Raw genomic sequence first — 22,883 nt, 5'->3', positions numbered from 1 at the left:
TGAGGAGCGAGATGGACCAGCCGATCGGCGTCGCCGTCATCGGTGCCGGGTACTGGGGGCCGAACCTGGTGCGCAACGCCCAGGCCACCCCCGGCCTCAAGCTGCGGTACCTGTGCGACCTGGACACCGAACGCGCCCGCCGGGTGCTCGGCGACTACTCGACCGTGCGCGTCTCCGGCTCGCTGGACGACGTGCTGGCCGACCCCGCGGTCGACGCGGTCGCCATCGCCACCCCGGCGGCCACCCACCTCCCGGTGGCGATGGCCGCGCTGCGGGCCGGCAAGCACGTGCTGGTGGAGAAGCCGCTGGCGGCCGGCTACGCGGAGGGCTTGGAGCTGGTGCGGGAAGCGGAGAACCGCGGCCTGGTGCTGATGCTCGACCACACCTTCGTCTACACGCCGGTCGTGCGGCACCTGCGGCAGCTCGTGCGCGCCGGCGAGCTCGGCACCGTGCAGTACCTGGACTCGGTGCGGGTCAACCTCGGGCTGGTGCAGCCCGACGTGGACGTGTTCTGGGACCTCGCGCCGCACGACCTGTCGATCTTCGACGCGATCCTGCCCGACGACGTGCGCGTGACGCGGGTCTCGGCGCACGGGTCGGACCCGATCGGCGCGGGCCGGGCCTGCGTCGGCCACCTGACGCTCGGCCTGTCCGACGGCGTCCAGGCCCACGTGCACGTGAACTGGCTGTCGCCGACCAAGATCCGCACGATGATCGTGGGCGGCTCGCGCCGCACCGTCGTGTGGGACGACCTGAACGTCGTGCAGCGCCTGTCGGTGCACGACCGGGGCGCGGACGTGATCGAGGGCGACGAGGCGCGCACGCAGGCGATCGTGTCCTACCGCCGTGGCGACACGGTGGCACCCGCGCTGCCCGAGCGCGAGGCGCTGCGCGGGGTCATGGCGGAGTTCGCCGCCTCCATCACGGAGAAGCGCGCCCCGCTCACCGACGGGTGGTCGGGCCTGCGGGTGCTGGCCATCCTGGAGGCGGCGTCGGCGAGCCTGGCCGCCGGCGGGGAATTTGTGACGGTGCGGGACGTTCGTCCGGCCAACTGGGAAGAGGCGGTTGCATGACTGGGGTAGCGGCCCCGAAGCAGGGCATGGACATGACGGTCACGCCGACCGGGATCGAAGGCGTGTTCGTCGTCCAGCCCGAGTGGTTCGAGGACGAGCGCGGCTTCTTCTTCGAGTCCTACAGCAAGCGGCGCTGGGAGCAGCACGGCCTGCATCTGGACTTCGTGCAGGACAACCACTCGCGGTCGTCCGCGGGCGTGCTGCGCGGCTTCCACTTCCAGAACGGCCTGGCCCCGCAGCACCGCCTGATCCGCTGCACGGTCGGTGCGATCTGGGACGTGGTGGTCGACATCAGGGTCGGTTCGCCGACCTTCGGCGAGTGGTTCGGCATCGAGCTCTCCGCGACCAACCGCACCCAGCTCCTGATGGGCCCGGAGTTCGCGCACGGTTTCGCGGTGCTCTCGGACATCGCCGAGGTGCAGTACAAGACGACCGGCTTCCACAACCCGGCGGCCGAGGGCCTGCTGGCGTGGAACGACCCGGACGTCGGCGTGCCGTGGCCGATCGAGGACCCGACCCTGTCCGCGAAGGACAGTGCCAACCCCAGCCTGGCGACCTACCTGGAGAACCCGGCGTTCCACTACGGAGAATCAGCGTGAACCTGCGTGACGCACGTGTCCTGATCACCGGCGGTGCGGGCCTGATCGGCTCGACCATCGCCGACCAGCTCCTCGACGAGGGCGTCGCCGAGATCGTCGTGCTGGACAACCTCGTGCGCGGCCGGATGGAGAACCTGGCGGCCCCGCTCGCGGCCGGCGCGGTGAAGTTCGTCGAAGGTGACCTGCGCGACGTGGACCTGGTGAAGTCCACCGTGGACGGCGTGGACCTGGTCTTCCACCAGGCCGCCATCCGCATCACGCAGTGCGCGGAGGAGCCCCGCCTGGCGCACGACGTGCTGGCGACCGGCACGTTCAACGTGCTGGAGGCCGCCGTCGAGGCGAAGGTGCACAAGGTCGTCGCGGCGTCGTCCGCGTCGGTCTACGGCCTGGCCGACGTCTTCCCGACCGAGGAGAGCCACCACGCCTACGCCAACCGCACGCTCTACGGCGCGGCGAAGGTCTACAACGAGGGCCTGCTCCGCAGCTTCAACGAGATGTACGGGCTGGACTACGTGGCCCTGCGGTACTTCAACGTGTACGGCCCGCGCATGGACGTGTTCGGCGTGTACACCGAGGTCCTGGTGCGCTGGATGGAGCGCATCGCGGCCGGCACCCCGCCGCTGATCCTCGGCGACGGCAGCCAGACCATGGACTTCGTCTACATCTCCGACATCGCCCGCGCGAACGTGCTGGCCGCCAAGAGCGACGTGTCCGACGAGGTGTTCAACGTCGCCTCCGGCACCGAGACCAGCCTGGCCCAGCTCGCCGACGCGCTGCTGGAGGTCATGGGCCGCACCGACCTGCGCCCCGAGCACGGCCCCGAGCGCAAGGTGAACGCCGTGCCGCGCCGGCTGGCGAGCACCGAGTCCGCCCGCACCAAGCTGGGCTTCGAGTCCACGGTGTCCCTCCACGAGGGTCTGGAGAACCTCGTCGAGTGGTGGCGCGTCGAGACCGCCGCGGGCAACCCCAACCTCCGAGGAGCCCAGGCATGATCCCGATCACCCGCCTCTACGTCGGCCAGGAAGAGGCCGACGCCGCCGCCGAGGCGGTGCTGTCCGGGTGGCTGTCGGTCGGCCCGCGCGCGGCGAAGTTCGAGGAGCTGGTGGCCGAGCAGGTCGGCGCGAAGCACGCGGTGGCCGTGAACAGCGCGACCACCGGCCTGCACCTCGCGCTGGCCGCGCTGGGCATCGGCGCGGGCGACGAGGTGATCTGCCCGTCGTTCACCTTCATCGCGACGCCGAACTCGATCCGCTACACCGGTGCCACGCCGGTGTTCGCGGAGATCGACGAGCGCACCTACAACATCGACCCGGCGCACGTCGAGCGGCTCATCACGCCGCGCACCAAGGCGATCATGCCCGCGTCCCAGATCGGCCTGCCGGCGGACCTGCACGCGCTGCGCGAGATCGCGCGCGAGCACGGCCTGCACCTGGTCGAGGACGCCGCGCCCGCGTACGGCGCGACCATCGACGGCGTCCGGCTGGGCACGATCAGCGACATCACCGTGTTCTCCTTCGACGCGCGCAAGATCCTCACCACGGGCGAGGGCGGCGTGGTCACCACGGACGACTCCGAGGTGGCGGCGAAGCTGAGGGCGCTGCGCGCGCACGCGGCCTCGATCTCCACGCTCACCCGGCACACGTCGACCGCGGTGATCGCGGAGAGCTACGACGAGGTCGGCTTCAACTACAAGATGACCGACATCCAGGCCGCGGTCGGCGTGGTGCAGCTCGGCAAGCTGGACCACGTCGTGAAGTCCCGCCGCGCGCTGGCGGCCCGCTACGACGAGCTGCTGGCGGGCAACAGGTCGCTGGTCCTGCCGCACGAGCCGGCCGGGTTCGGGCACGTCTACCAGTCGTACCTGGTGCGGTTGACCGACCACGCCCGGATCGACGTCATGAACGCGATGGCGCAGCGCGGCGTGGCCACCCGGCGCATCACCGCGTGCCACCTGGAGCCCGTGTACCACGCGGGCGACGCCACGCCGTCGCTGCCGGTGACGGAGAGGGTGGCGGCGGACCACATCCTCCTGCCGCACTTCGTGGGTCTGACCGACGAGGAGCAGGACGAGGTCGTCGAAGCGCTGAACGCCGCCACCGCCTAGCGGGGGCGGCCGGCGTCGGCCGGAAACCCGGTGGCCGGGAGCAGGGCCCGGCCACCGGGCCTCGGCGTGCCCACAGTGGTCACGCTGAGTGACTACGGCCCCCGGGTTCGGCATTGTCATCCAAAAGAGATATCCACCGGGCTAACGGCTTGGTACGGAAAGCCGACGTTCGGAGCAACAAGGTTGCACTACGGGGAGTAGTGACTGCCGCGCTACGGAGTGCGTTCGAGGAGTTGAGTGGTCTATGGCGTCGCCCGCAAGACGTCTTGTCAGGGCTCTGTGCGCAGTGTTGATGGTGGCCGGTTGCGTCACCCCCCTGGTGCTGCTCACCGCGACGGTCGCGAACGCCGCCCCGTGTGACGCGCCCGTGGTCAACAAGGTGCTCTGCGAGAACACCAAACCGGGCACCCCGGACTGGCAGGTGTCGTCCCGGGACGACTCCATCCTGGGCTACACCACGGACATCAGCGCCACTCCCGGTGGTCAGGTCGCGTTCAAGATGCTGACCAACGCCTCCTCGTACACGATCGACATCTTCCGGCTCGGCTGGTACAACGGCGTCGGCGCGCGGCAGGTCGACTCGATCTCGCGCAACACGCCGCAGAACCAGCCGCCGTGCCTGCGCGACACCCCCAGCGCCCTCATCGACTGCGGCAACTGGGCCGTGTCCCTGACCTGGAACGTGCCGGCCAACGCGGTCTCGGGCATCTACTACGCCCGCGTCACCCGCAACGACAACGGCCTCCGCAACGAGATCGCGTTCGTCCTCCGCGACGACACGAGCACCTCGAAGGTCCTGTTCCAGACGTCGGACTCGACCTGGGTCGCCTACAACCGCTACGGCGGCAACTCGCTGTACTTCGGCGACGGTCCCGGCCAGGGCGGTCAGGCGTACAAGGTGAGCTACAACCGCCCGTACACCGGCGGTGACGGCGACGAGAACTTCATCTTCAACGCCGAGTACCCGATGTTGCGCTTCATGGAGCGCAACGGCTACGACGTCAGCTACACCACCGACGTGGACAGCGCGCGTCGCGGGCACCTGATCAAGAACCACAAGGTGTTCATGGCGGTCGGGCACGACGAGTACTGGTCCAACGAGCAGCGCGCGAACGTCGAGGCGGCCCGCGACGCCGGCGTGCACCTGGCGTTCCTGACCGGCAACGAGATCTTCTGGAAGACCCGGTGGGAGAAGAGCATCGACTCCTCCGCGACCGACTGGCGCACGGTCGCCTCCTACAAGGAGACCAAGGGCACCCAGAGCGACGGCCTGCCGGACTGGACCGGCACCTGGCGTGACCCGCGCTACCCCGAGCAGGACGGTGGACGCCCGGAGAACTCGTTGTTGGGCAACATCTTCACGGTCAACGGCCGCCGCGACGACTCCCTCCAGGTCCCGGCCGCGTACGGCAAGATGCGACTCTGGCGGCACACGTCGTTGCAGAGCATGGCTACCGGCTCCACGTACACGTTCCAACCGGGCACGCTCGGCTACGAGTGGAACTCGGTGGAGGACAACGGCTACCAGCCGGCGGGCGTCGGCCAGTTCTCCCGCACCACGGTCGCCATGCTCGACGGCCCGTACGTGCTCCAGAACCACGGCGACCACTACACGCCGGACACCAAGACCCACGCGCTGACCTACTACAAGCACCCGTCCGGCTCGCTGGTCTTCGGCGCGGGCACGGTGCAGTGGGCGTGGGGTCTGGACGACGAGCACGCGTTCCTCACCAACACGCCGACCTCCGACGTCCGGATGCAGCAGGCGACGGTGAACTTCCTGGCCGACATGGGCGTCCAGGCCACCACCCTGATGCCCGGCCTGGTGCAGGCGACCGCGACCGGTGACACGACGCCGCCGAACGTGACCTACACCACCGTGCCGGCGGTTTCCGGCGTGGGCCAGCCCTACACGTTCTCCGGCACCGTCACCGACTCCGGTCAGGTGACCGGCGTCGAGGTGTCCACCGACGGCGGCATCCGCTGGCACCCGGCCGTGTGGCAGGCGGGCCAGACGTCCTGGACCTACACCTACACGCCCCCGTCGTCCGGGCCGGCGCAGTTGCGGGTGCGCGCGGTGGACGACTCGCTGAACCTCTCCACCCCCAAGTCCGCTTCTCCCGGCGTGGCGGCGCGCACGTGCCCGTGCGGCATCTTCGCGGCCGGCGAGACGCCGAAGACCCCGGACATCCTGGACGGCTCGGCGCTGGAACTCGGCGTGAAGTGGCGGTCCAACACCGACGGCTACGTCCGGGGCGTCAAGTTCTACAAGGGGCCCAACAACACCGGCACGCACACCGGGACGCTGTGGACGGCGGGTGGCCAGCAGTTGGCGACCGGCACGTTCGTCAACGAGACCGCGAGCGGCTGGCAGACGCTGCTGTTCCCGGTACCCGTGGCGGTCACCGGCAACACGACCTACGTCGTGTCCTACGTGTCGCCGACCGGGCACTTCTCGGTCGACACCGAGTACTTCAGCCGCAGTTCGAAGTACCTGGAACCGCTGACCGGCCTCCAGACCGACGTGGACGGCAAGAACGGCGTGTTCCGCTCCGGCACGGGCTTCCCCGACCGGTCGTCGCAGGACAGCAACTACTGGGTCGACGTGGTGTGGGCACCGGACCCCGGCCCCGACACCCGCGCGCCGGAACTGGTCACCACCACACCGCCGGCGAGCGCCGCCAGCGTCGCGCTCACCCCGACCCTCAGCGCGACCTACGACGAGGCGGTCAACCCGGGCTCGCTCCAGTTCACGCTGACCGGTCCGGGCGGCGTGAACGTCGCGGGCACCACCTCGGTGACCGGCAACGGCAAGACCGCCCAGTTCACGCCGAACGCCGCCCTCACCGCCGGCACCGGCTACTCGGCGAGCGTCCGGGTGAAGGACGCGGCGGGCAACCAGACGCCGCAGCACGACTTCACCTTCACGACGGGCGCGAACCGCCCGGCGACGTGCCCGTGCACGATCTGGGACGACTTCGCGTCACCGGTCACGCCGAGCGCGGACGACGCCACCGCCGTCGAGGTGGGCACCAAGGTCCGCTTCAACGGCAAGGGCGAGGTGCTGGGCGTCCGGTTCTTCAAGGGCGCGGGCAACACCGGCACCCACAAGGGTTCGCTGTGGTCGGCGAACGGCCTGCTGCTCGCGACCGGCACGTTCGGCAACGAGACCGCGAGCGGCTGGCAGACGTTGACCTTCGCCTCCCCGGTCGTGGTCCAGGCGAACACCACCTACGTGGTGTCGTACTACGCGCCCAACGGGCACTACTCCGTGACGCCGGGCTACTTCGACGGGCAGAGCGCCAGCTACGGCGCGCTGCGCGCGCTGTCCAACGGCACGGACGGCCCGAACGGCCTGTACCGCTACGGCGCGGGCGGCGGGTTCCCGACGACCTCGTACAACGCGGCCAACTACTGGGTCGACGTGATCTACAAGAACGGGCTCAACGGCGACTCCACGCCGCCGACCCTCACCACCCGCACGCCGGGGACGGACGCCACGAACGTCGGGCCGAACTCCTCGCTGTCGCTGGTGTTCTCCGAGGCGATGGACCCGGCGTCGACGCAGATCTGGCTGACCGACCCGGGCGGCGCGAAGCTGAACGGCACGGTCGCGCTGTCCGGCGACCAGAAGACCGTGACGTGGACGCCGACCGGTCCGCTGAGGCCCAACACCCGCTACACGGCGAGCGTGCTGCTCGCGGACGTCAACGGCAACGCGATGGCGTCCACGCAGACGTGGTCGTTCACCACGTCGACCACGGCGACGTGCCCGTGCTCGCTGTTCAGCTCGGCGACCGTGCCGTCGACCACCTCGGCCGACGACGGCGGCTCCTACGAGCTGGGCGTGCGGTTCAGCCCGACGCAGAGCGGCCAGATCACCGGCGTGAAGTTCTACAAGGGCGAGGGCAACACCGGCACCCACACCGGGTCGCTGTGGTCCTCGGCGGGCGTGCGCCTGGCGACGGGCACGTTCACCGGTGAGACGGTGTCGGGCTGGCAGACGCTGACCTTCGCCGCGCCGGTCACGGTGGCACCGGGCCTGGTCTACACGGCCTCGTACTTCGCGCCCAACGGCCACTACGCGATCGACCAGGGCTACTTCCAGGCGACCGGCGTCAACGCGCCGCCGCTGACCGCGCCGCAGACCGGCGAGGGCAACCCGAACGGGGTGTTCCAGACCGGCGGCGGGTTCCCGACCACGTCCCACCAGGGCAACAACTACTGGGTGGACGTCGTCTACACGCCCAACGCCGACACCTCGGCACCGATCAGCTCCGGCCACACCCCGCTGACCGACGCGGTCGACGTGCCGCTCACCACCCAGGTGACGGCGAGCTTCGACGAGCCGGTCGACCTGACCAACACGCAGTTCTCGGTCAGCGACCCCGGCGGCGCGAAGGTCGACGGCGCGCTGACCAGGTCCGCGGACCGGCAGACGGTGCTGTGGACGCCCGCCGAGCCGTTGGCGGCGACCACGAGGTACACCGCGAGCGTGCGGGCGGCCGACACCGGCGGGAACATCATGGCCACGCCGCTGACCTGGTCGTTCACCGCGACCGCCGATCAGACGTGCCCGTGCTCGCTGTTCAGCTCGGCGACCGTGCCGACGACCACGTCGGCCGACGACAACGGGTCGTACGAGCTCGGCGTGCGGTTCACCCCGTCGACCAACGGGTCGGTCACCGGCGTGAAGTTCTACAAGGGCACCGGCAACACCGGCACCCACACCGGCACGGTGTGGTCCGGGGACGGCGTGTCCCTGAAGACCGGCACGTTCAGCGGCGAGACGGCCACCGGCTGGCAGACGCTGACGTTCGACACGCCGTTGGCGGTGACGGCGGGCACGACCTATGTGGCCTCCTACACCGCGCCGAACGGCCACTACGCGGTGAACCACGGCTACTTCGCGGGCTACACCGCGACCTCGCCGCCGCTCACCTCGCCGGCCACGGCCGACGGGGCCCCGAACGGCCTGTACCAGGTCGGTCCCGGGTTCCCGACGAACAGCTACCAGGGCAACCACTACTGGGTCGACGTGGTCTTCACGACCGGCTGAGACCGCCGGCCGGGTCCACACTGGACCCGGCCGGCCTACGTTCGGGGGGATGGCATGACACCACGGCCGCTGCTGCTGGTCGGCGGGGGAGGGCTCGCGCGCGAGGTGCTCGCGGCGGTCCGGCTCCTGCCGGCGCGGTGGACCCCCGTGGGCGCGTTGGACGACGACCCGTCCCGGCACGGCGCGGACCTCGACGGTCTGCCCGTGCTGGGCGGTTCGGAGCTGGTGCACGAGCGGACCGACGCCGCCGTGCTGGTGTGCGTCGCGAGCGCGCGCCGGCCGTTGGGCCGGATGACCGTGGTGCGGCGGCTGGGCCTGCCGGAGGATCGGTGGGCCACCGTGGTGCACCCGGCGGCTTCGGTGCCGCCGGGGGCCGTCGTGGGGCCGGGGACGGTCCTGCTGGCGGGCGTGGTGGTGACGACGCCGCTGCGCCTGGGGGCGCACGTCGTCGCGATGCCCCACGTGCTGGTCACCCACGACGACGAGGTCGGCGACGGGGTCACCCTCGCCGGCCGGGCGTCGCTGGGCGGTGCGGTTCGCGTCGGGGAGAGCGCCTACCTGGGCCAGGGTTCGTCGGTCCGGGAAGGCGTGGCGATCGGCGCGGGTGCGGTGGTGGGCATGGGTTCGGTGGTGCTCACCGACGTGCCCGCGGGTGAGGTCTGGGCGGGCGTGCCGGCCGGACGACTGCGAGAGGGGAACGGTTCGTGATCGACATCCCGCTGGTGGACCTGCGTGCGCAACACGAACAGGTGGCCGACGAGGTCGCCGAGGGCTGGGCCGAGGTGCTCAAGACCACGGCGTTCATCGGGGGCAGGCAGGTCGCCGCGTTCGAGGCGGAATTCGCCGCCTACCAGGAGGTCGCGCACTGCGTCGGGGTCGGCAACGGCACCGACGCGATCGAACTGGCGCTGCGCGCGCTGGAGGTCGGACCCGGCGACGAGTGCGTGCTGCCCGCCAACACCTTCATCGCCACCGCCGAGGCGGTGGCCCGGACCGGCGCGACGCCCGTCCTGGTGGACTGCGTCGCCGACACCGGGCTCATCGACACCTCCCTGGTGGCCGACGCGCTCACGGCGCGAACCAAGGCGATCGTGCCGGTGCACCTCTACGGCCAGGCGGCGGCGGTGGAGGAGCTCCGGTCCTTCGGCGTGCCCGTCGTGGAGGACGCGGCGCAGGCCCAGGGGGCGCGGCGCAACGGGGTGGCCGTCGGCGGCCTCGGCGACATCGCCGCGACCAGCTTCTACCCCGGCAAGAACCTGGGTGCGTACGGCGACGCCGGTGCGGTGCTGACCTCGTCCGACGAGCTGGCCTCGGCGGTGCGGCTGCTGCGCGAGCACGGGTCGCCGCGCAAGTACGAGCACACCGTGCTCGGGTTCAACAGCCGGCTGGACACGGTGCAGGCCGTGGTGCTGTCGGCGAAGCTGCGCCGGCTGGAGGGCTGGAACACGGCCCGCCGCGCGGCGGCCTCGCGGTACTCGGCGCTGCTGGAACCGGTGGCGGGCGTGACCCCGCCGGTGGTGCTGGAGGGCAACCTCCCCGTGTGGCACCTGTACGTGGTGCGGGTCGCGGAGCGCGACCGGGTGCTCGCGGCGCTGCACGCGGCCGGGATCGGCGCGGGCATCCACTACCCGACGCCGGTGCACCTGACCGGGGCGTTCGACTCGCTGGGCCACGCCCGCGGCGACTTCCCGGTGAGCGAGGCGGTGGCGGGGGAGATCCTGTCGCTGCCGCTGTTCCCGGAGATCACGGCCGGTCAGCAGGAGCGGGTCGTGGCGGCGCTGGCCGAGGCGGTGCGATGAGCGTTTTCGTGCACCCCAAAGGTTTGTGCGAGAGCGACGACGTGGGGGCCGGTACCCGGGTGTGGGCCTTCGCGCACGTGCTGCCCGGAGCCCGGATCGGGCGCGACTGCAACATCTGCGACAACGCGTTCGTGGAGGGCAAGGCGGTGCTCGGGGACCGGGTGACCGTGAAGAACGGGACCCTGGTGTTCGACGGCGTGGTGTGCGAGGACGAGGTCTTCCTCGGGCCGAACGTGCTGTTCACCAACGACCTCCGGCCGCGCGCGGCGATCCGGCGGACCGGCGACGACCTGCTGGCCACGGTCGTGCGGCGCGGTGCGTCGCTGGGCGCGGGGACGGTGGTGGTGTGCGGCGTGGAGATCGGCGGGCACGCGTTCGCGGCGGCCGGGTCCGTGGTGACCAAGGACGTGCCGGCGCACGCGTTCGTCGCCGGGAACCCCGCGCGGCACAAGGGGTGGGTGTGCTCCTGCGGTCAGCGGCTGGACGCGGGGCTGGTGTGCCCGGACTGCGGGAACCGGTTCGCGGAGGGGGACAAGGGGCTGGTGGCGCGCTGAGCGCCGGGCCACGCGGCGAGGCGGGCTCCGGGCGTCGGCTCGGGGCCCGTTCGGCGTTCAGGGGCGGGGTGGTTTGGCGAAGGGGCGTCGGCGCAGGGTGAGCAGGGACTTGAGGGTCCGCGTGCGCTCCTCGGCGGCGGCTTCCTGCTGGGCGATGCGCAGCATCGCCCCGGACAAGCCGACCATGGTGAACACCATCCCGGTCGCCACGCCGAAGCCGAGCAGGTCGAACGTGATCGCCGCGATCCCGCCGGCGAGCACGGCGGACAGCACGGCCGCCGCGACGCCGCGCAGATGCTCGTCCTGGCTGATCACGCGGACGTTGAGCACCGCGTACCCGGCCGCCAGGAACAGCCCGACCAGGGCGAACACGCCCAGGTAGCCGTTCTCGATCAGCGTCAGCAGGAACTGGTTGTCGAGGATCGTGTACTTGGTCGGCAGGAAGGTGCCGAAACCGCGGCCCAGCAACGGGTTCAGGTCGATCTGCTCGGCCGCCGCCGCGTAGTCCGCGGTGCGCGCCTTCACGCTCGGGTCGTCCTCGATGTTGGAGAACATGCCGCGCAGCGTCCCGAACAGGCCGGGCACCACCAGGCTCGCGCCGAGGAAGAACCCGCCGCCCACCAGCATGGCGGTGATCTTCCGCTTGCGCGGCAAGGTGAAGATCATCACGATGCCGGCGACCGTCATGCCCAGGATCGCGGTCCGCGACAGCGCGGTCATCGCGCCCAGGCCGCAGAGGGCCAGGCAGATCAGCCACCGCTGGTACGGCGTGCCGTCGTCCCGCGCCTTGAACACGTAGTGCGTGGCCATCGGCACCGCCATCGCGCAGATCAGGCCGTACTCGATCGGGTGATTCGTGGTGCCGGTGGGACGGCGGAAGATCGACCGCGACTCCATCACCGCGTAGCCGTTCTCCTGCGCCCGCAGACCCGGGATGCTCACGTACCCGGCCAGGTCGACGCCCAGCCCGAACTGCACCAACCCGACGAACGCGATGATCGCCGAGCAGCCGACGATCAGCTTCAGGACCTTGTCCAGGCGCTCCCGGGTGCGCACGGCGTCGCAGATGAAGACCGCCACGCTGAGGGTCGCGAGGATGCGGATGATGCTGGAGTCGGCGACGGTGAGCTCGTCGATGGGCAGCCAGCGCCTGGTCGCCATGCCGTAGGTGGCGAGGTGCGAGGCGAGGTAGAGGCCGAGCGCGGTGCGCACGACGTTGCGACCCTTGCCCATGCCGAGCGTGTCGACCATCTGGGCGGCCAGCCAGACGACGCCGAGCAGCAGTGCGAACACCAGGGCCGGCGGGAGCGTCATCGGGACGAACGACAGCACCAGCCGGGCCGGGATGATCAGCAGGGCGAACAGGTACACGCAGACGAGGGTCGCGCCGTCCGCTCGCTGTCTGATCCGCTGGAGCCGCTCGGTCAAGATCTGTCTTCGTTGCTCGGCCAGGTGGGGGCGGGCGGCGGGACCGCGATCTTCACCGTCTTCTCACTGGCGGTCGGCTGCGGCTTCGGCGGGGGCTTGCCCGGGGTGTTCTGCGCGGTGTTCTGCGGCGGCTGGCCCGGTTTCCCGACCGGCACCCCGCCGGGGGGAGTGCCGGGCTGCGCCTGCTGGGCCGCGGTGAGGCCACCGGGCTTCGCCTGGCCGCGCTGACCGATCTTCGCGGCGGGGATGCCGGTGGGCGTGCCGGGGACCTTCACCTTGACGGTCTGCTCGCTGGCGGTGGGCTGCGCGCGGCGCGCGGGAGGGGTCGGCGCGGGAGGGGTCGGGGGAGCGGTCTGCGCGGACTTCGGCAGGGGAGGCGTCGGCGTGCGGCGGGGTGCGCCGTTGACCGCTTGCCGGGGCTCCTGGGCCGGTTCCGGCTCCGGCTCGTCCTCGTCGGCGGCCGCGGCCTTCTCCCTCTCCTTGCGCCGCTTGATGTTGTTCATGATGCTGTCGGCCCCGAAGGTCGCCGCGGTGGTCAGCAGCATCAGCAGCACGAAGGCCGCGCCGGCGTACCGGACCTTCCCGCCGATCTGCGCCTCGGCCTCGGTCGGGTTCACGATCACCTGCGAGGTGATGAACGTCGACTCGGGGGCCTTCAGCTTGCGCTGCTGGTCTTCGAGCTCCTTGGACGCGAACTCCATGACCGTGGTGACCATCGTCTCGGCCGTCTCGGGGTCTTCGCTGTCACCGGTGATGAAGAGGAACGGGCCGTTCTGGCCACCGCCGGTGGCGGTGTAGTTCAGCACCGAGCCCTTGGTGATGCCGAGCGACTCGCGGGTCTTCGGGTCGGCCAGGATCTGCGCCAGGATCTGCGAGGTCGTCGCCAGGCTGCCGTCGAACGCCAGCAGGGGGTTGATCTTCACGGCCTCTTCGGGCGTGACCTTCTGCGAGAAGGTGCCACCCGCCGCCGGCGTGGTCAGCACCATCACACCCGTGGACTGGTAGCGGGTCGGGATCGACAGGAACATGCCGGCGGCCACCGCGACGGCGACCACCGCTGAGGGCACGGCGATGTACCACCGTCTCCGCAGCGTGCGCACGGCACCCCAGAAATCCATCCGCTCCTCGATCCGTGTCAACCCCGGGTGCGACACCACGAGGGCTTGTTACTCTGAAATCGGCCGACTCGCGCCTTGTCGTTACAGGTGGTGATGGACTTGGGCTCGCGACGTGTCGCGATTGCCGTCGGTGCCATCGTACTGGTCGTCGCGGCCGGTGTGGTGTATGTGGCGAGGGTCGTCCAGGAGCAACCGGCCGCCCCGGTGGCCGCCGTGGACGCCGACCTCATGTTCGTCGAGCTGGCCGACGGCCGGAGCCGGGTCGAGGAGGTCGCGCTGGCGTCCCCCGACGCCCGCAGCGGCACCCCGCTGGCCTGCCAGCGGGTCTACCGGGCGGCGGGCACGACGGTGTGCCTGAAACTGGCCGGACCTGGGCCGACGTACGCCGCCGAGGTCACCCGGGACGGTACCTCGCGCTCGGTGGCGCTGCCCGGCGTGCCCAGTCGGGCGAAGGTGTCCACGTCGGGCCAGGTGGTGTCGTGGACGTCATTCGTGACGGGCGACTCGTACGCCGTGCCGGGCGGGTTCTCGACCCGGACGGGGTACTTCGACGTGAGGTCCGGCACGGCGGTGGAGTCGTTGGAGGGCTTCACGGCGGAGATCGAGGGGAACGTCCACACGGCACAGGACGTGAACTACTGGGGACTCACCGTGGCCTCGGACGACCGGACTTTCTACGCGACGCTGGCCTCGGGCGGGTTCACCTGGCTGGTGAAGGGCGACCTGGTCGACCGACGCCTCACGTCGCTGAGGCGTGACGCGGAGTGCCCGTCGTTGTCGCCGGACGGGACCAAGATCGCCTACAAGAAGCGGATCGGGCGGTTGGGGCCGTGGGACCTCGCGGTGCTGGACCTGCGGACGGGTGAGGAGCGCCGCCTGCCCGGGACGGCGGGGATCGACGACCAGGCGACCTGGCTGGACGACGGGCGGCTCGTGTTCTCGGCGGTGCCGAAGGACGCGAAGCTGGCGGCGATCCACGAGGTGCCCGCCGACGGGTCCGCCGAGGCCAAGGTGCTGATCCGGGACGCCACGTCGCCGTCGCCCGTGTGATCGGGGTTCGGGGCCGGGACCGGAGGGCCGGGGCGTCCTCGCCGGACGGGCCGGCCGTCGAGGACGACACGATGCGGTGGGCGGGGTGTGCGGTGGGGTTCGGTCGTGCCGTGGGTTTGGTCGGCGGGGTAGTGGTCTTGTTGTCTTCGTGCGCCCCGGCGGTCGTTCCGGTGGTGCCCGTGGAATTGGTCGGTGGGCCTACGGCCGACTATTACCGCCGGTGGGCGAATGGGCCCAATCCCGGTGGGGACCCGTCGGTTTTCCCGGTCAACGTGTGGATGCAGGACCCGTCCGAGGTGGTCGGGGGGAAGTTGGCCGGAACCGCTTATCAGGAGATCGGCGTTTCGGCCACGTTGGGGCTCTGGGACGACGAGTCCTGGTCACGGCGGCGTGACGGGTTGTCCGCCACCGGGTGGGCCGCCTACGTCTCGTACAGCAAGGTCGACGCCGTGCTGGCCGATCCGGGGCGCGCCCGGCACTTCCTCGGGTACCTCGTGGCCGACGAGCCCGACATGCAGAAGGCCCACGGTGGGCGGCTGCACCCCGAACTCCAGCCATCGGCGGTGTTGCGGCTGGCCGAGGAGGTCCGGGGCAAGGATTCCTCCCGGCCCACGGTCGTGAACTTCGGGGCCTGGATGGGGACGCCCCGGGGGCGCGAGCGCTACGGGTACGTCGAGAAGAGTTACGAGGACGACATGCGCACCTATTGCGCGGCGGCCGATATCGCATCGGCCGACTACTACGGGTGGTCGGACCTGGGGTCCGGCGTGGTGGGCGCATTTCGGTACGGCGAGGTGGTCGACACCATGCGGCGGTGGTGCGGGGTGGACAAGCCGGTGTTCGGATTCGTCGAGACCGGGCACCCTTATGAGGACGGCGGATTGATTTCACCTGATCAGGTGGAGTCGGCGGTCTGGAACTGCATCGTGCACGGCGCGAACGGCATCAACTACTTCGCGCACAGCTTCTACCCGGAGGGGCGGGGCGATTTCGTCAGCGCGATCAGCCGGGGTGATGTCGCCGAGCGGCTGAAGTCGGTCAACGCGCGGTTGCAGGCGCTCGCACCCGTGTTGAACGCGCCTTCTGCGGGCGGTGTGCGCGGGACGGGAGCGGTGCCGGTCGCCGTGCTGCACAAGGTGGTCGACGGGTGGCACTACGTGTTCGCCCAGGCCGACGGCGACGAGGCGCGGCCCGGCAGCGCCCGTACGCGGGTCGAGCTGTCCTTGCCGGTGCGTGGCGGGGTTGCCGAGGTGCTGGACGAAGGGCGGACCGCGCCCGTGGTGGACGGGGTCCTCGTCGACGACTTCGAGCCCTACCAGGTCCACGTGTACCGGTTCGCGGCCGGCTGACGGCAGTGCCGCTCAGCCAAGGCGGTGCGGCGGCTGTCGAGCAGGGTCGTGACCGGCCGGTAACGGCCGGTGTGCCGGTTACGTCCGCTCAGGACGGCGGTGATCTCGGCGTCGACCACCCGGACCGCGACCCCGCCCGGTGTCGTGCGCCGCGAGCCGTCGGGCAGGCGGCCCAGGTCGGCGGCGGCGAAGTCGCGGTCGGCGCGATGCCGACGCCGTGGACGTCGGCATCGCCGCCGGCAGTCCGTCCAGGCCCGAGACCAACCCGGCCCACACCCGCCGATGGCTCAACCCGCTGAACAACCCGGCCGCCGGCAGCAGTCGGACCACCACCCGGACTGATCTCCCAACGGAGTTCCCGCACTTCGGTGATCTTGGCCGACGCTGTTCCAGCGGAACTCCGTTGCCGCCTGACCAGCCTTGACCGGCACACCCAGCCCTTGACCGAGCGGCATTGCGGCTAACGGTGCGGCGGGCTTCGACGATGGTGCTTGTGGCACGGCACGGCGCGACCGGCTCTAGCGCGGAGGCACCGCATTGTCAGCACGCTCGGGTATCGGGGACGGCTCCGCGGGGATCGTGGTCCGGCCCGCCGGGTCGCCGCACTTCGGTCCTGTCCGCTACGCCGCCCGCTTCCGCGTCCTGCGGCGGGTCGCGGAAGGGGCGCGGCGGTCCTCGGCCCACGCCGCCGCCCGGTCCGCCTGGCGTGAGATCACGCTTCGGCGGCGGGAACAGCGGTGAGGCGGCGGTGAGGGGATCAGACCTGTAGTTCCCGCCTCAGGACCTTGTCCAGTTCGTGGCCGGCGGCGTCCCACGAGCGGCCCGAGACGCTGGCGGACGCGGTGTCGGCCACCTGGGCGAAGTTCGGCGTGGTGACCACATCGGACAGTTCGCGGGCCAGGTCGTGGGGGGTCGCGGGGGCGTAGCGGACGTGGTCGTTGTCGAGCACCACCCGGTTGTGCGGCGCTTCGTTCACCACCGGCAGGCAGCCGGCGGCCAGCATCTCGTGCGGCACCAGCGAGACGTTCGTCATCGACAGGGTCAGGCCCGCGTAGCACCTGTTGTAGATGTCGTTGAGCTGGTCCGGGGTCACCAGGCCGTGATCGGTGTGGCGGGGGCCGATCGAGCCGATCTTCTCGCCGTAGGTGTGGATGTCGACGTCCGGGTGGCGTTCCGCGAAGATCTCCAGCGCCAGCAGGCCGATCTCGATCGCCCGGCGGGGGGCCAGGCGGCGCGCGTAGAAGACCACGCCGTCCCGCCGGGAGTTCTCCTTGAGGTGGTAGCGGTCCGCGTCGCAGCCGAAGTCGAACCAGTCCGCCGGCATCCCCACGTCCGCGCGGAGCTTCTCGGCCAGGTATCGGCCGGCGGTGAAGCCGTGGAAGCCCATCCGGTAGGTGTTGTCCGCCAGCGCGGACAGGCCGCCCACCGGGTAGAACCACGGTTCGAAGTCCTGGACCAGGTAGAACCTCTTGCCCGCGCACGGGTCGTTGAACACCGGGTAGGCCGTCATCCACGCGGTGGCGAACACGGCGTGGGCGTCGGCCATGCCCTCGGTCACGTCCAGCACCGGGCCCCGGAAGGCCGGGTAGGAGCTCCTGATCACCGGCTCGTGGTCCTCGGCGCGGCTGCCGTACACGTCGTACAGGTACAGCCGGCAGGTGTGGCCCAGCGACTCCAGGTGGTGGATCAGCCGGAACATCGTGGTGTGGCCGCCCGAGCCCGGTGCCGGCGGGGTGCTCACCCAGTTGATCGTGAGGGAGCCGTCGGCGGGGATCGGGGGGACGACCAGGGGCTTGCGCAGGCTGATGTCGGCCGCCCGGACGTCCTCCAGGCGCACCGGGAACACCTCGGAGTCCGCGCCCAGGCGTTTGGCCGCGTTGCGCAGCGCGCGTGCGCCCAACTGCCGCACGCCCTCCTCCTGGACGATCCTGGACATCTGGTGCGCCCTCCGCCGGAACACCCGGATTGCCCTCACGCTAACCCCTTCGCAGCAGTCCCAGCGCCTCGTGGCGCAGGGGGAAGACGACGGCGGTGTAGGCCACCAGCGACAGCGCGCCGCCGATGATCAAGCGCCACAACGAGTTCGGGACGAACCACTGCACGGTGAGCGCGACGACGACCATGACGGCCCCGCCCAGCACGGGCCGGGCCACGGCCGCGCCCAGCGCCCTGACCTTGACGCCGTAGGGCCGGAACGCGATCAGGTACGCGGGCACGATCAGCACCAGCACCACGGCGCTCTGCGCCAGCGCCACGCCGCGGATGCCGTCCAGGTGCGCGCCGAGCGCGAGCAGCGGGACCAGGGCGACCAGCCAGATGGCGTGGATGACGAGGATGGCCCGCGAGCGCCCGGCGCTGGCCAGGTAGTCGTAGCCGAGCTCCAGGGCCACCCGCATGGCACCCAGCAGGACCAGGGCGGCCAGGGCGGCGGCGGTGGGTGCCCAGCGCTCGCCGTAGACGGTGCGGACCAGGGGGTCGGCCAGGGACGCCAGCAGGACGCAGGCCGGGACGGTGAACAGCGCCAGCAGGCCCAGGGCCCTGGTGAACGTCCGCTGGAACAGGTCCGGGTCGTCGCGGACCTTGGAGAACGCGGCCAGCGACACGCTGCGCACCGGCTGGGAGAACGCGCCCACCGGCCAGTTCGCCAGGTTGGTGGCCAGCAGGTAGTAGCCGAGCGGCACGGTGCCGAGCACGCTGCCGACGATGATGCTGTCCACGTTGAGCACGCCGAACACCAGCAGCGACGCGCCCGCCAGCGGCAGGCCGAAGTCGAGCAGCTCGCGCGCTTGGCGGCGGTCGAAGCCCGGCCGGTAGCGCTCCTTGGTGAAGGCGAACATCACGACGGCGGCGGTCAGGTTGGTCGCGATCCGGGACCAGGCCAGGCTCCACGCGCCGAAGCCCATCAGCGCGAGCACGACCACGACCGTCGTGCCCACGACGAACGCCGACGTGTCGGCGGCGAACTTGTGGTCTTGGCGGAACTCCCGCTGGAGCAGCGCGCCCGGCACGGCCGACGCGCCCGCGATCACCAGCGCCACCGACATGAGCTGGATCACGCCGGTGGCCTGCGGTGTGCTCATCGCGTCGGCGAACCACGGCGCGCCGACCACGCAGATGCCGCACAGCAGGCAGCCGGACAGGACCGACAGCGTGGTGACGGTCGGCGCGAGCTTCGCCACCGGCTGGTCGGTGCGCACCAGGGCGACGCTCACGCCCATCTCGCTCACGCTGAGCACGATGTTGAGCACCACGAGCGCGACGGCGAACACGCCGAACTGCTCGGGCGCGATCAGCCACGCCATCAGGACGCCGATGCCGACCTGGGACACCCGTTGCAGGAGGCTGTTGACGGCGCTCCAGCGGATCGCCCTGGTGACCTTGCCCTCCAGGGTGGTCACTGTCCGCGCCACTTCCAGACCTGCTTGCCGATCAGCCCGCGCCCGCGCTTGGCGAGGTGCGCGCCGACGAACACCTGCGTGCGGCTGCACAGCGCGGGGCCCAGCGCCTTGCGCCGCCCCAACGCCCGGTACTCGGGCAGTCGCTCGGCGTGCGGGTAGACCTCGCGGGCGAACTCCACCAGCTCCTCGGTGGGGATCTCGGCCAGCTTGTCCCGGTCGTACGCCCGCACCGCGCGCCACAGGGCGTCCTTGGCGATGGACCGGTTGGCGAGGTTCTTCAGGCGCGGCGGGAGGTCCGGGTGCTCGGCGAAGAACCGGTCGAACACGGCCTGCCGCTGCTCCAGGTCCGCGAACACCGACGAAAACTGGGTGCGGAACATGCTCTGCTGGTGGACCCGGTAGTACGCGGCGGGCTTGCCGCGCACGTACCCGATGTCGGAGACGGCCGCGATGCGCATCCACATTTCCAGGTCGCCGGCGTGCGGCAGGTCCGGCCGGTAGCCGCCGACCCGCTGCTGGACGGACGTGCGCACCACGGCCTCCGGCGACGACAGCACGTTCTGCCCGGTGCGGCAGCGGTTCTCGATCCAGTCCACTCCGGACCACACGGTGCGGCCGGCGGGCGGCGTCACGATCGAGGGCAGGTCGTCGTGGTCGGCGTAGTACACGACCCGGCCGTACACCATGCCGACGTTCGGGTTCGCCTGGAAGACCTCGGCGGCGCGGGCCAGCGCGCCCGGTGCCAACAGGTCGTCAGCGGACAGCAGCACGGTGTAGTCGGCCTTGGCCCACTCCAGCAGGCCCTCGTTGTACGTGGCGATGTGGCCCTGGTTCACCTCGTGGCGGCGACCTTCGACACGCGGGTCCTTGGTGAGCTCCGCCATCACCTCGGGCGTGTCGTCGGTCGACGTGTCGTCGATGATGAGCACGCGCACGTCCACGCCGGGCTGGTCGAGCACGCTGCGCACGCACGCTCCGAGGAACCTCGCGTAGTTGTAGCAGGGTATGACGACGTCGACCGTGGGTCGTGTCGGGGCTTGAGTCACGTGTTAGACATCGGTGACGGCGTCGGATCGTTAACCGCCCGCCGACAACTCCCGTCACGGATCGTCACAGCGCGCGGATAACGATGGGCCCGGTATCCCGATGTACCGGTCAACGGGAAGGGGTCGTGATGGACCACGTCATTCTGACGCGCTTCAACCTGCCGTCCGTGGGTGCCGAGAGCATCGTGCGGGCGCGGGAGGGGTGGTTGACCGAGCGCGTCGGGCTGTTCGAGCGGTACTGCCTGCCGTCGGTGCGCGCGCAGACGTCCGCGAACTTCGAGTGGCTCATCTACTTCGACCCGGAGAGCCCGGCGTGGCTCAAGGACCGGATCGGGGAGCACGGCGACGCCTACACGCCGGTCTTCCGCGAGCAGGTCGGCCGCGCGGAGCTCGTCGACGACCTCGGCGCGCTGTTCCCGACCCGGGGCGAGGCGCTGATCACCACCAACCTGGACAACGACGACGGCCTGGCCGCGAACTTCGTCGCCCGCCTCCAGGCGGACCCCCCGACCGGCCGCCGCACCGCCCTCTACCTGGCGAACGGCCTGGTCAAGAGCCCGGGTGGGCTGTTCGCGCACCACGACCGGGACAACGCCTTCGCCTCCATGCGGGAGAGCTGGGACGCCCCGGTCACGTGCTGGGCGGACTGGCACAACCGGTTGGGCCGGCACGCCGAGGTGGTCTCGCTGGGCGGTGCGCCCGGCTGGCTCCAGGTCGTGCACGGCGGCAACGTGAGCAACCGGACCCGGGGCCGGCTGGTCGCCCCCGCGCCCTACCGGGCCCTGTTCGGCGAGTCGCTGGACGACGTGCCCGAGCCGGACGGCCGGGTGCTGGCCCGGGACCGGTTCGTGGGACGTCCGGCGCGGGTCGCGCGGGACGGAGCCCGATACCTGGCCAAGACGGCCGCCATGAAGGTGCTCGGACCGAACGGCTTCGAGAAGGCCAAGCAGGTCCTCGCCGCCCGTGGCCGGGCCAAGTCGCCGAGCTGAACAGGACGTCGAAACCAATGGCTCGTGCCCGACTGGCAATGGCTGTGGTGCTTCTCACGGCCGCCTGCACGACGGGGGCCGAGCCGCCCCCGTCGTCCGCCCCCGCCCCCGCCCCGTCGTCCGCCCCGGTGGTCGACCACTACAAGAAGTGGGCCAACGGGCCCAACCCCACCGGGGACCCGAAGGTCTTCCCCATCACCGTCTGGATGCAGGACCCGTCGTCGATCGAGAACGGCGCGAAGATCGGCCGGACCTACCAGGAGATCGGCATCGACGCCGGGCTCGGGCTCTGGGAGGACGAGTGGTGGTACCTCCGCAAGGAGGGCCTGCTGGAGACCGACTGGCGGGTCTACCCCGACGCCAAGCGCGTGGACGACGTGCTCAAGGACACCGCGAACGCGCGCAACTACGTGGGGTACCTGATCGCTGACGAACCGGACATGAACAAGGTCTACGGCGACGTGTTCCACCCCGACATGCAGCCGTCCGCGATCCTGGCCAAGGCCGACGGGGTGCGGGCCAAGGACCCGTCGCGGCCGACCTACCTGAACTTCGGAGTGTGGATGGGCACGCCCGGCGGCGGCGTCGGGTACGGCCACATCGAGAAGACCTACGAAGAGGACATGCGCACCTACTGCTCGGCGGCGGACATCGCGTCGGCGGACTACTACGGGTGGACCCACCCCGACCGGGGCAACAAGGTGGGGGCGTTCAGCTACGGCGAGGTCATCGACACCATGCGCAAGTGGTGCGGGCCGGACAAGCCGTTGTACGGGTTCGTCGAGACCGGGCACCCGCACACGCACGGCGAGACCATCACGCCGGACCAGCTCGAATCCGCCGTGTGGAACACGATCCTGCACGGCGCGACGGGCATCAACTACTTCGCGCACAGCTTCTACACCGAGGGCAGGGGCGAGTACTCCAGCGTGCTGACCCGGCCGGAGATCACCGCGAGGGTCAAGGCCGTCAACGCCCGCCTGAAGTCGCTCGCGCCGGTGCTGAACGCGGCGAACCGGCCCGGCGTCACCGCGACGAGCGACAACGGCGTACCGGTTTCGGTGCTGCACAAGGAAGCCGAGAACGCACGCTGGGTGATCGCGCAGACCGACGGGAGCACTTCGCTTCCCCGAAGCGGCCCGGCGCGGGTGGAGGTCGCGGTGCCGGTCGAATCCGGCACGGCCACCGTCGTCGACGAGAACCGCACCGTTCCCATCGAGAACGGGAAGATCGTCGACGACTTCGGCGCGTACCAGGTGCACGTCTACCGCTTCTGACCCCCGCCGTCCACTCCGGACGGTCACCGGGCCGACGCAC

17 protein-coding genes are annotated in these 22,883 nt (G+C 70.9%); 12 read left to right on the top strand and 5 right to left on the bottom strand.

Features of this window, described 5'->3' with window-relative positions; all coding sequences use genetic code 11:
- The first annotated feature begins 11 nt into the window (after positions 1 to 11).
- The 8 genes from AB0G01_RS21080 (at position 12) to AB0G01_RS21045 (ending at position 11,188) form a co-directional block, all read left to right on the top strand.
- Positions 12 to 1,073, top strand: coding sequence for a Gfo/Idh/MocA family oxidoreductase (locus AB0G01_RS21080; protein WP_360947927.1), 1,062 nt, complete (start codon positions 12 to 14; stop codon positions 1,071 to 1,073).
- Positions 1,070 to 1,672, top strand: a complete 603-nt coding sequence (rfbC, locus tag AB0G01_RS21075) for a dTDP-4-dehydrorhamnose 3,5-epimerase (protein ID WP_360947925.1) — start codon at positions 1,070 to 1,072, stop codon at positions 1,670 to 1,672. Before AB0G01_RS21080 ends, rfbC begins: the two co-directional genes overlap by 4 nt.
- Positions 1,669 to 2,664 (top strand): NAD-dependent epimerase/dehydratase family protein, encoded by a 996-nt coding sequence (locus tag AB0G01_RS21070; protein ID WP_360947923.1) that lies wholly within the window; start codon positions 1,669 to 1,671, stop codon positions 2,662 to 2,664. The genes rfbC and AB0G01_RS21070 overlap by 4 nt, the downstream gene beginning before the upstream one ends.
- On the top strand, positions 2,661 to 3,776 hold the full coding sequence (locus tag AB0G01_RS21065; protein WP_360947921.1) for a DegT/DnrJ/EryC1/StrS family aminotransferase: 1,116 nt from the start codon (positions 2,661 to 2,663) through the stop codon (positions 3,774 to 3,776). The genes AB0G01_RS21070 and AB0G01_RS21065 overlap by 4 nt, the downstream gene beginning before the upstream one ends.
- 292 nt (positions 3,777 to 4,068) lie before the next feature.
- On the top strand, positions 4,069 to 8,835 hold the full coding sequence (locus tag AB0G01_RS21060) for a DUF4082 domain-containing protein (protein WP_360947919.1): 4,767 nt from the start codon (positions 4,069 to 4,071) through the stop codon (positions 8,833 to 8,835).
- Positions 8,836 to 8,889: 54 nt separating this feature from the next.
- A complete protein-coding gene (locus AB0G01_RS21055; protein WP_360947917.1) occupies positions 8,890 to 9,543 on the top strand; it encodes a NeuD/PglB/VioB family sugar acetyltransferase in 654 nt (217 codons plus the stop codon).
- A complete protein-coding gene (locus AB0G01_RS21050) occupies positions 9,540 to 10,634 on the top strand; it encodes a DegT/DnrJ/EryC1/StrS family aminotransferase (protein ID WP_360947915.1) in 1,095 nt (364 codons plus the stop codon). Before AB0G01_RS21055 ends, AB0G01_RS21050 begins: the two co-directional genes overlap by 4 nt.
- On the top strand, positions 10,631 to 11,188 hold the full coding sequence (locus AB0G01_RS21045) for an acyltransferase (protein WP_360947914.1): 558 nt from the start codon (positions 10,631 to 10,633) through the stop codon (positions 11,186 to 11,188). The genes AB0G01_RS21050 and AB0G01_RS21045 overlap by 4 nt, the downstream gene beginning before the upstream one ends.
- Positions 11,189 to 11,245: 57 nt before the next feature.
- On the opposite strand, the gene AB0G01_RS21040 is transcribed toward AB0G01_RS21045, so the two are convergent.
- Together AB0G01_RS21040 and AB0G01_RS21035 are read right to left on the bottom strand one after the other, a co-directional pair.
- On the bottom strand, positions 11,246 to 12,616 hold the full coding sequence (locus AB0G01_RS21040) for an O-antigen ligase family protein (protein WP_360947912.1): 1,371 nt from the start codon (positions 12,614 to 12,616) through the stop codon (positions 11,246 to 11,248).
- Positions 12,613 to 13,734 carry a hypothetical protein gene (locus tag AB0G01_RS21035; protein ID WP_360947910.1) on the bottom strand — a complete coding sequence of 374 codons (1,122 nt, stop codon included), beginning with the start codon at positions 13,732 to 13,734 and terminating at the stop codon, positions 12,613 to 12,615. The genes AB0G01_RS21040 and AB0G01_RS21035 overlap by 4 nt, the downstream gene beginning before the upstream one ends.
- 168 nt (positions 13,735 to 13,902) lie before the next feature.
- On the opposite strand from AB0G01_RS21035, the gene AB0G01_RS21030 reads away from it, so the two are divergent.
- Positions 13,903 to 14,784, top strand: coding sequence for a hypothetical protein (locus AB0G01_RS21030; protein ID WP_360947908.1), 882 nt, complete (start codon positions 13,903 to 13,905; stop codon positions 14,782 to 14,784).
- 278 nt (positions 14,785 to 15,062) lie between these two features.
- Complete coding sequence (locus AB0G01_RS21025) at positions 15,063 to 16,133, top strand: hypothetical protein (protein ID WP_360947906.1); 1,071 nt, start codon at positions 15,063 to 15,065, stop codon at positions 16,131 to 16,133.
- Between the two features lie 757 nt (positions 16,134 to 16,890).
- Here AB0G01_RS21025 and AB0G01_RS21020 read toward each other — a convergent pair.
- From AB0G01_RS21020 to AB0G01_RS21010, 3 genes are read right to left on the bottom strand one after another with little or no spacing between them, the layout of a single operon-like run.
- The gene (locus AB0G01_RS21020) at positions 16,891 to 18,069 is read right to left on the bottom strand and encodes a glycosyltransferase family 1 protein (RefSeq protein ID WP_360947904.1); all 1,179 of its coding nucleotides are present in this window, start codon (positions 18,067 to 18,069) and stop codon (positions 16,891 to 16,893) included.
- Positions 18,070 to 18,109: 40 nt separating this feature from the next.
- Positions 18,110 to 19,543, bottom strand: coding sequence for a lipopolysaccharide biosynthesis protein (locus tag AB0G01_RS21015; RefSeq protein ID WP_360947902.1), 1,434 nt, complete (start codon positions 19,541 to 19,543; stop codon positions 18,110 to 18,112).
- Positions 19,528 to 20,577 carry a glycosyltransferase gene (locus AB0G01_RS21010; RefSeq protein WP_360947900.1) on the bottom strand — a complete coding sequence of 350 codons (1,050 nt, stop codon included), beginning with the start codon at positions 20,575 to 20,577 and terminating at the stop codon, positions 19,528 to 19,530. The genes AB0G01_RS21015 and AB0G01_RS21010 overlap by 16 nt, the downstream gene beginning before the upstream one ends.
- A gap of 128 nt (positions 20,578 to 20,705) precedes the next feature.
- Between AB0G01_RS21010 and AB0G01_RS21005 the strand changes: the two genes are divergently transcribed.
- The gene (locus AB0G01_RS21005) at positions 20,706 to 21,566 is read left to right on the top strand and encodes a glycosyltransferase (RefSeq protein ID WP_360947898.1); all 861 of its coding nucleotides are present in this window, start codon (positions 20,706 to 20,708) and stop codon (positions 21,564 to 21,566) included.
- Between the two features lie 38 nt (positions 21,567 to 21,604).
- On the top strand, positions 21,605 to 22,843 hold the full coding sequence (locus AB0G01_RS21000; RefSeq protein WP_360947896.1) for a hypothetical protein: 1,239 nt from the start codon (positions 21,605 to 21,607) through the stop codon (positions 22,841 to 22,843).
- The last annotated feature ends 40 nt before the right edge of the window (positions 22,844 to 22,883 follow it).

Source organism: Actinosynnema sp. NPDC023587 (assembly GCF_040640215.1).
GTDB lineage: Bacteria > Actinomycetota > Actinomycetes > Mycobacteriales > Pseudonocardiaceae > Actinosynnema.
The sequence above is the reverse complement of the archived record's forward strand: the minus strand, read 5'-3'. Positions and strand labels throughout refer to the sequence as shown.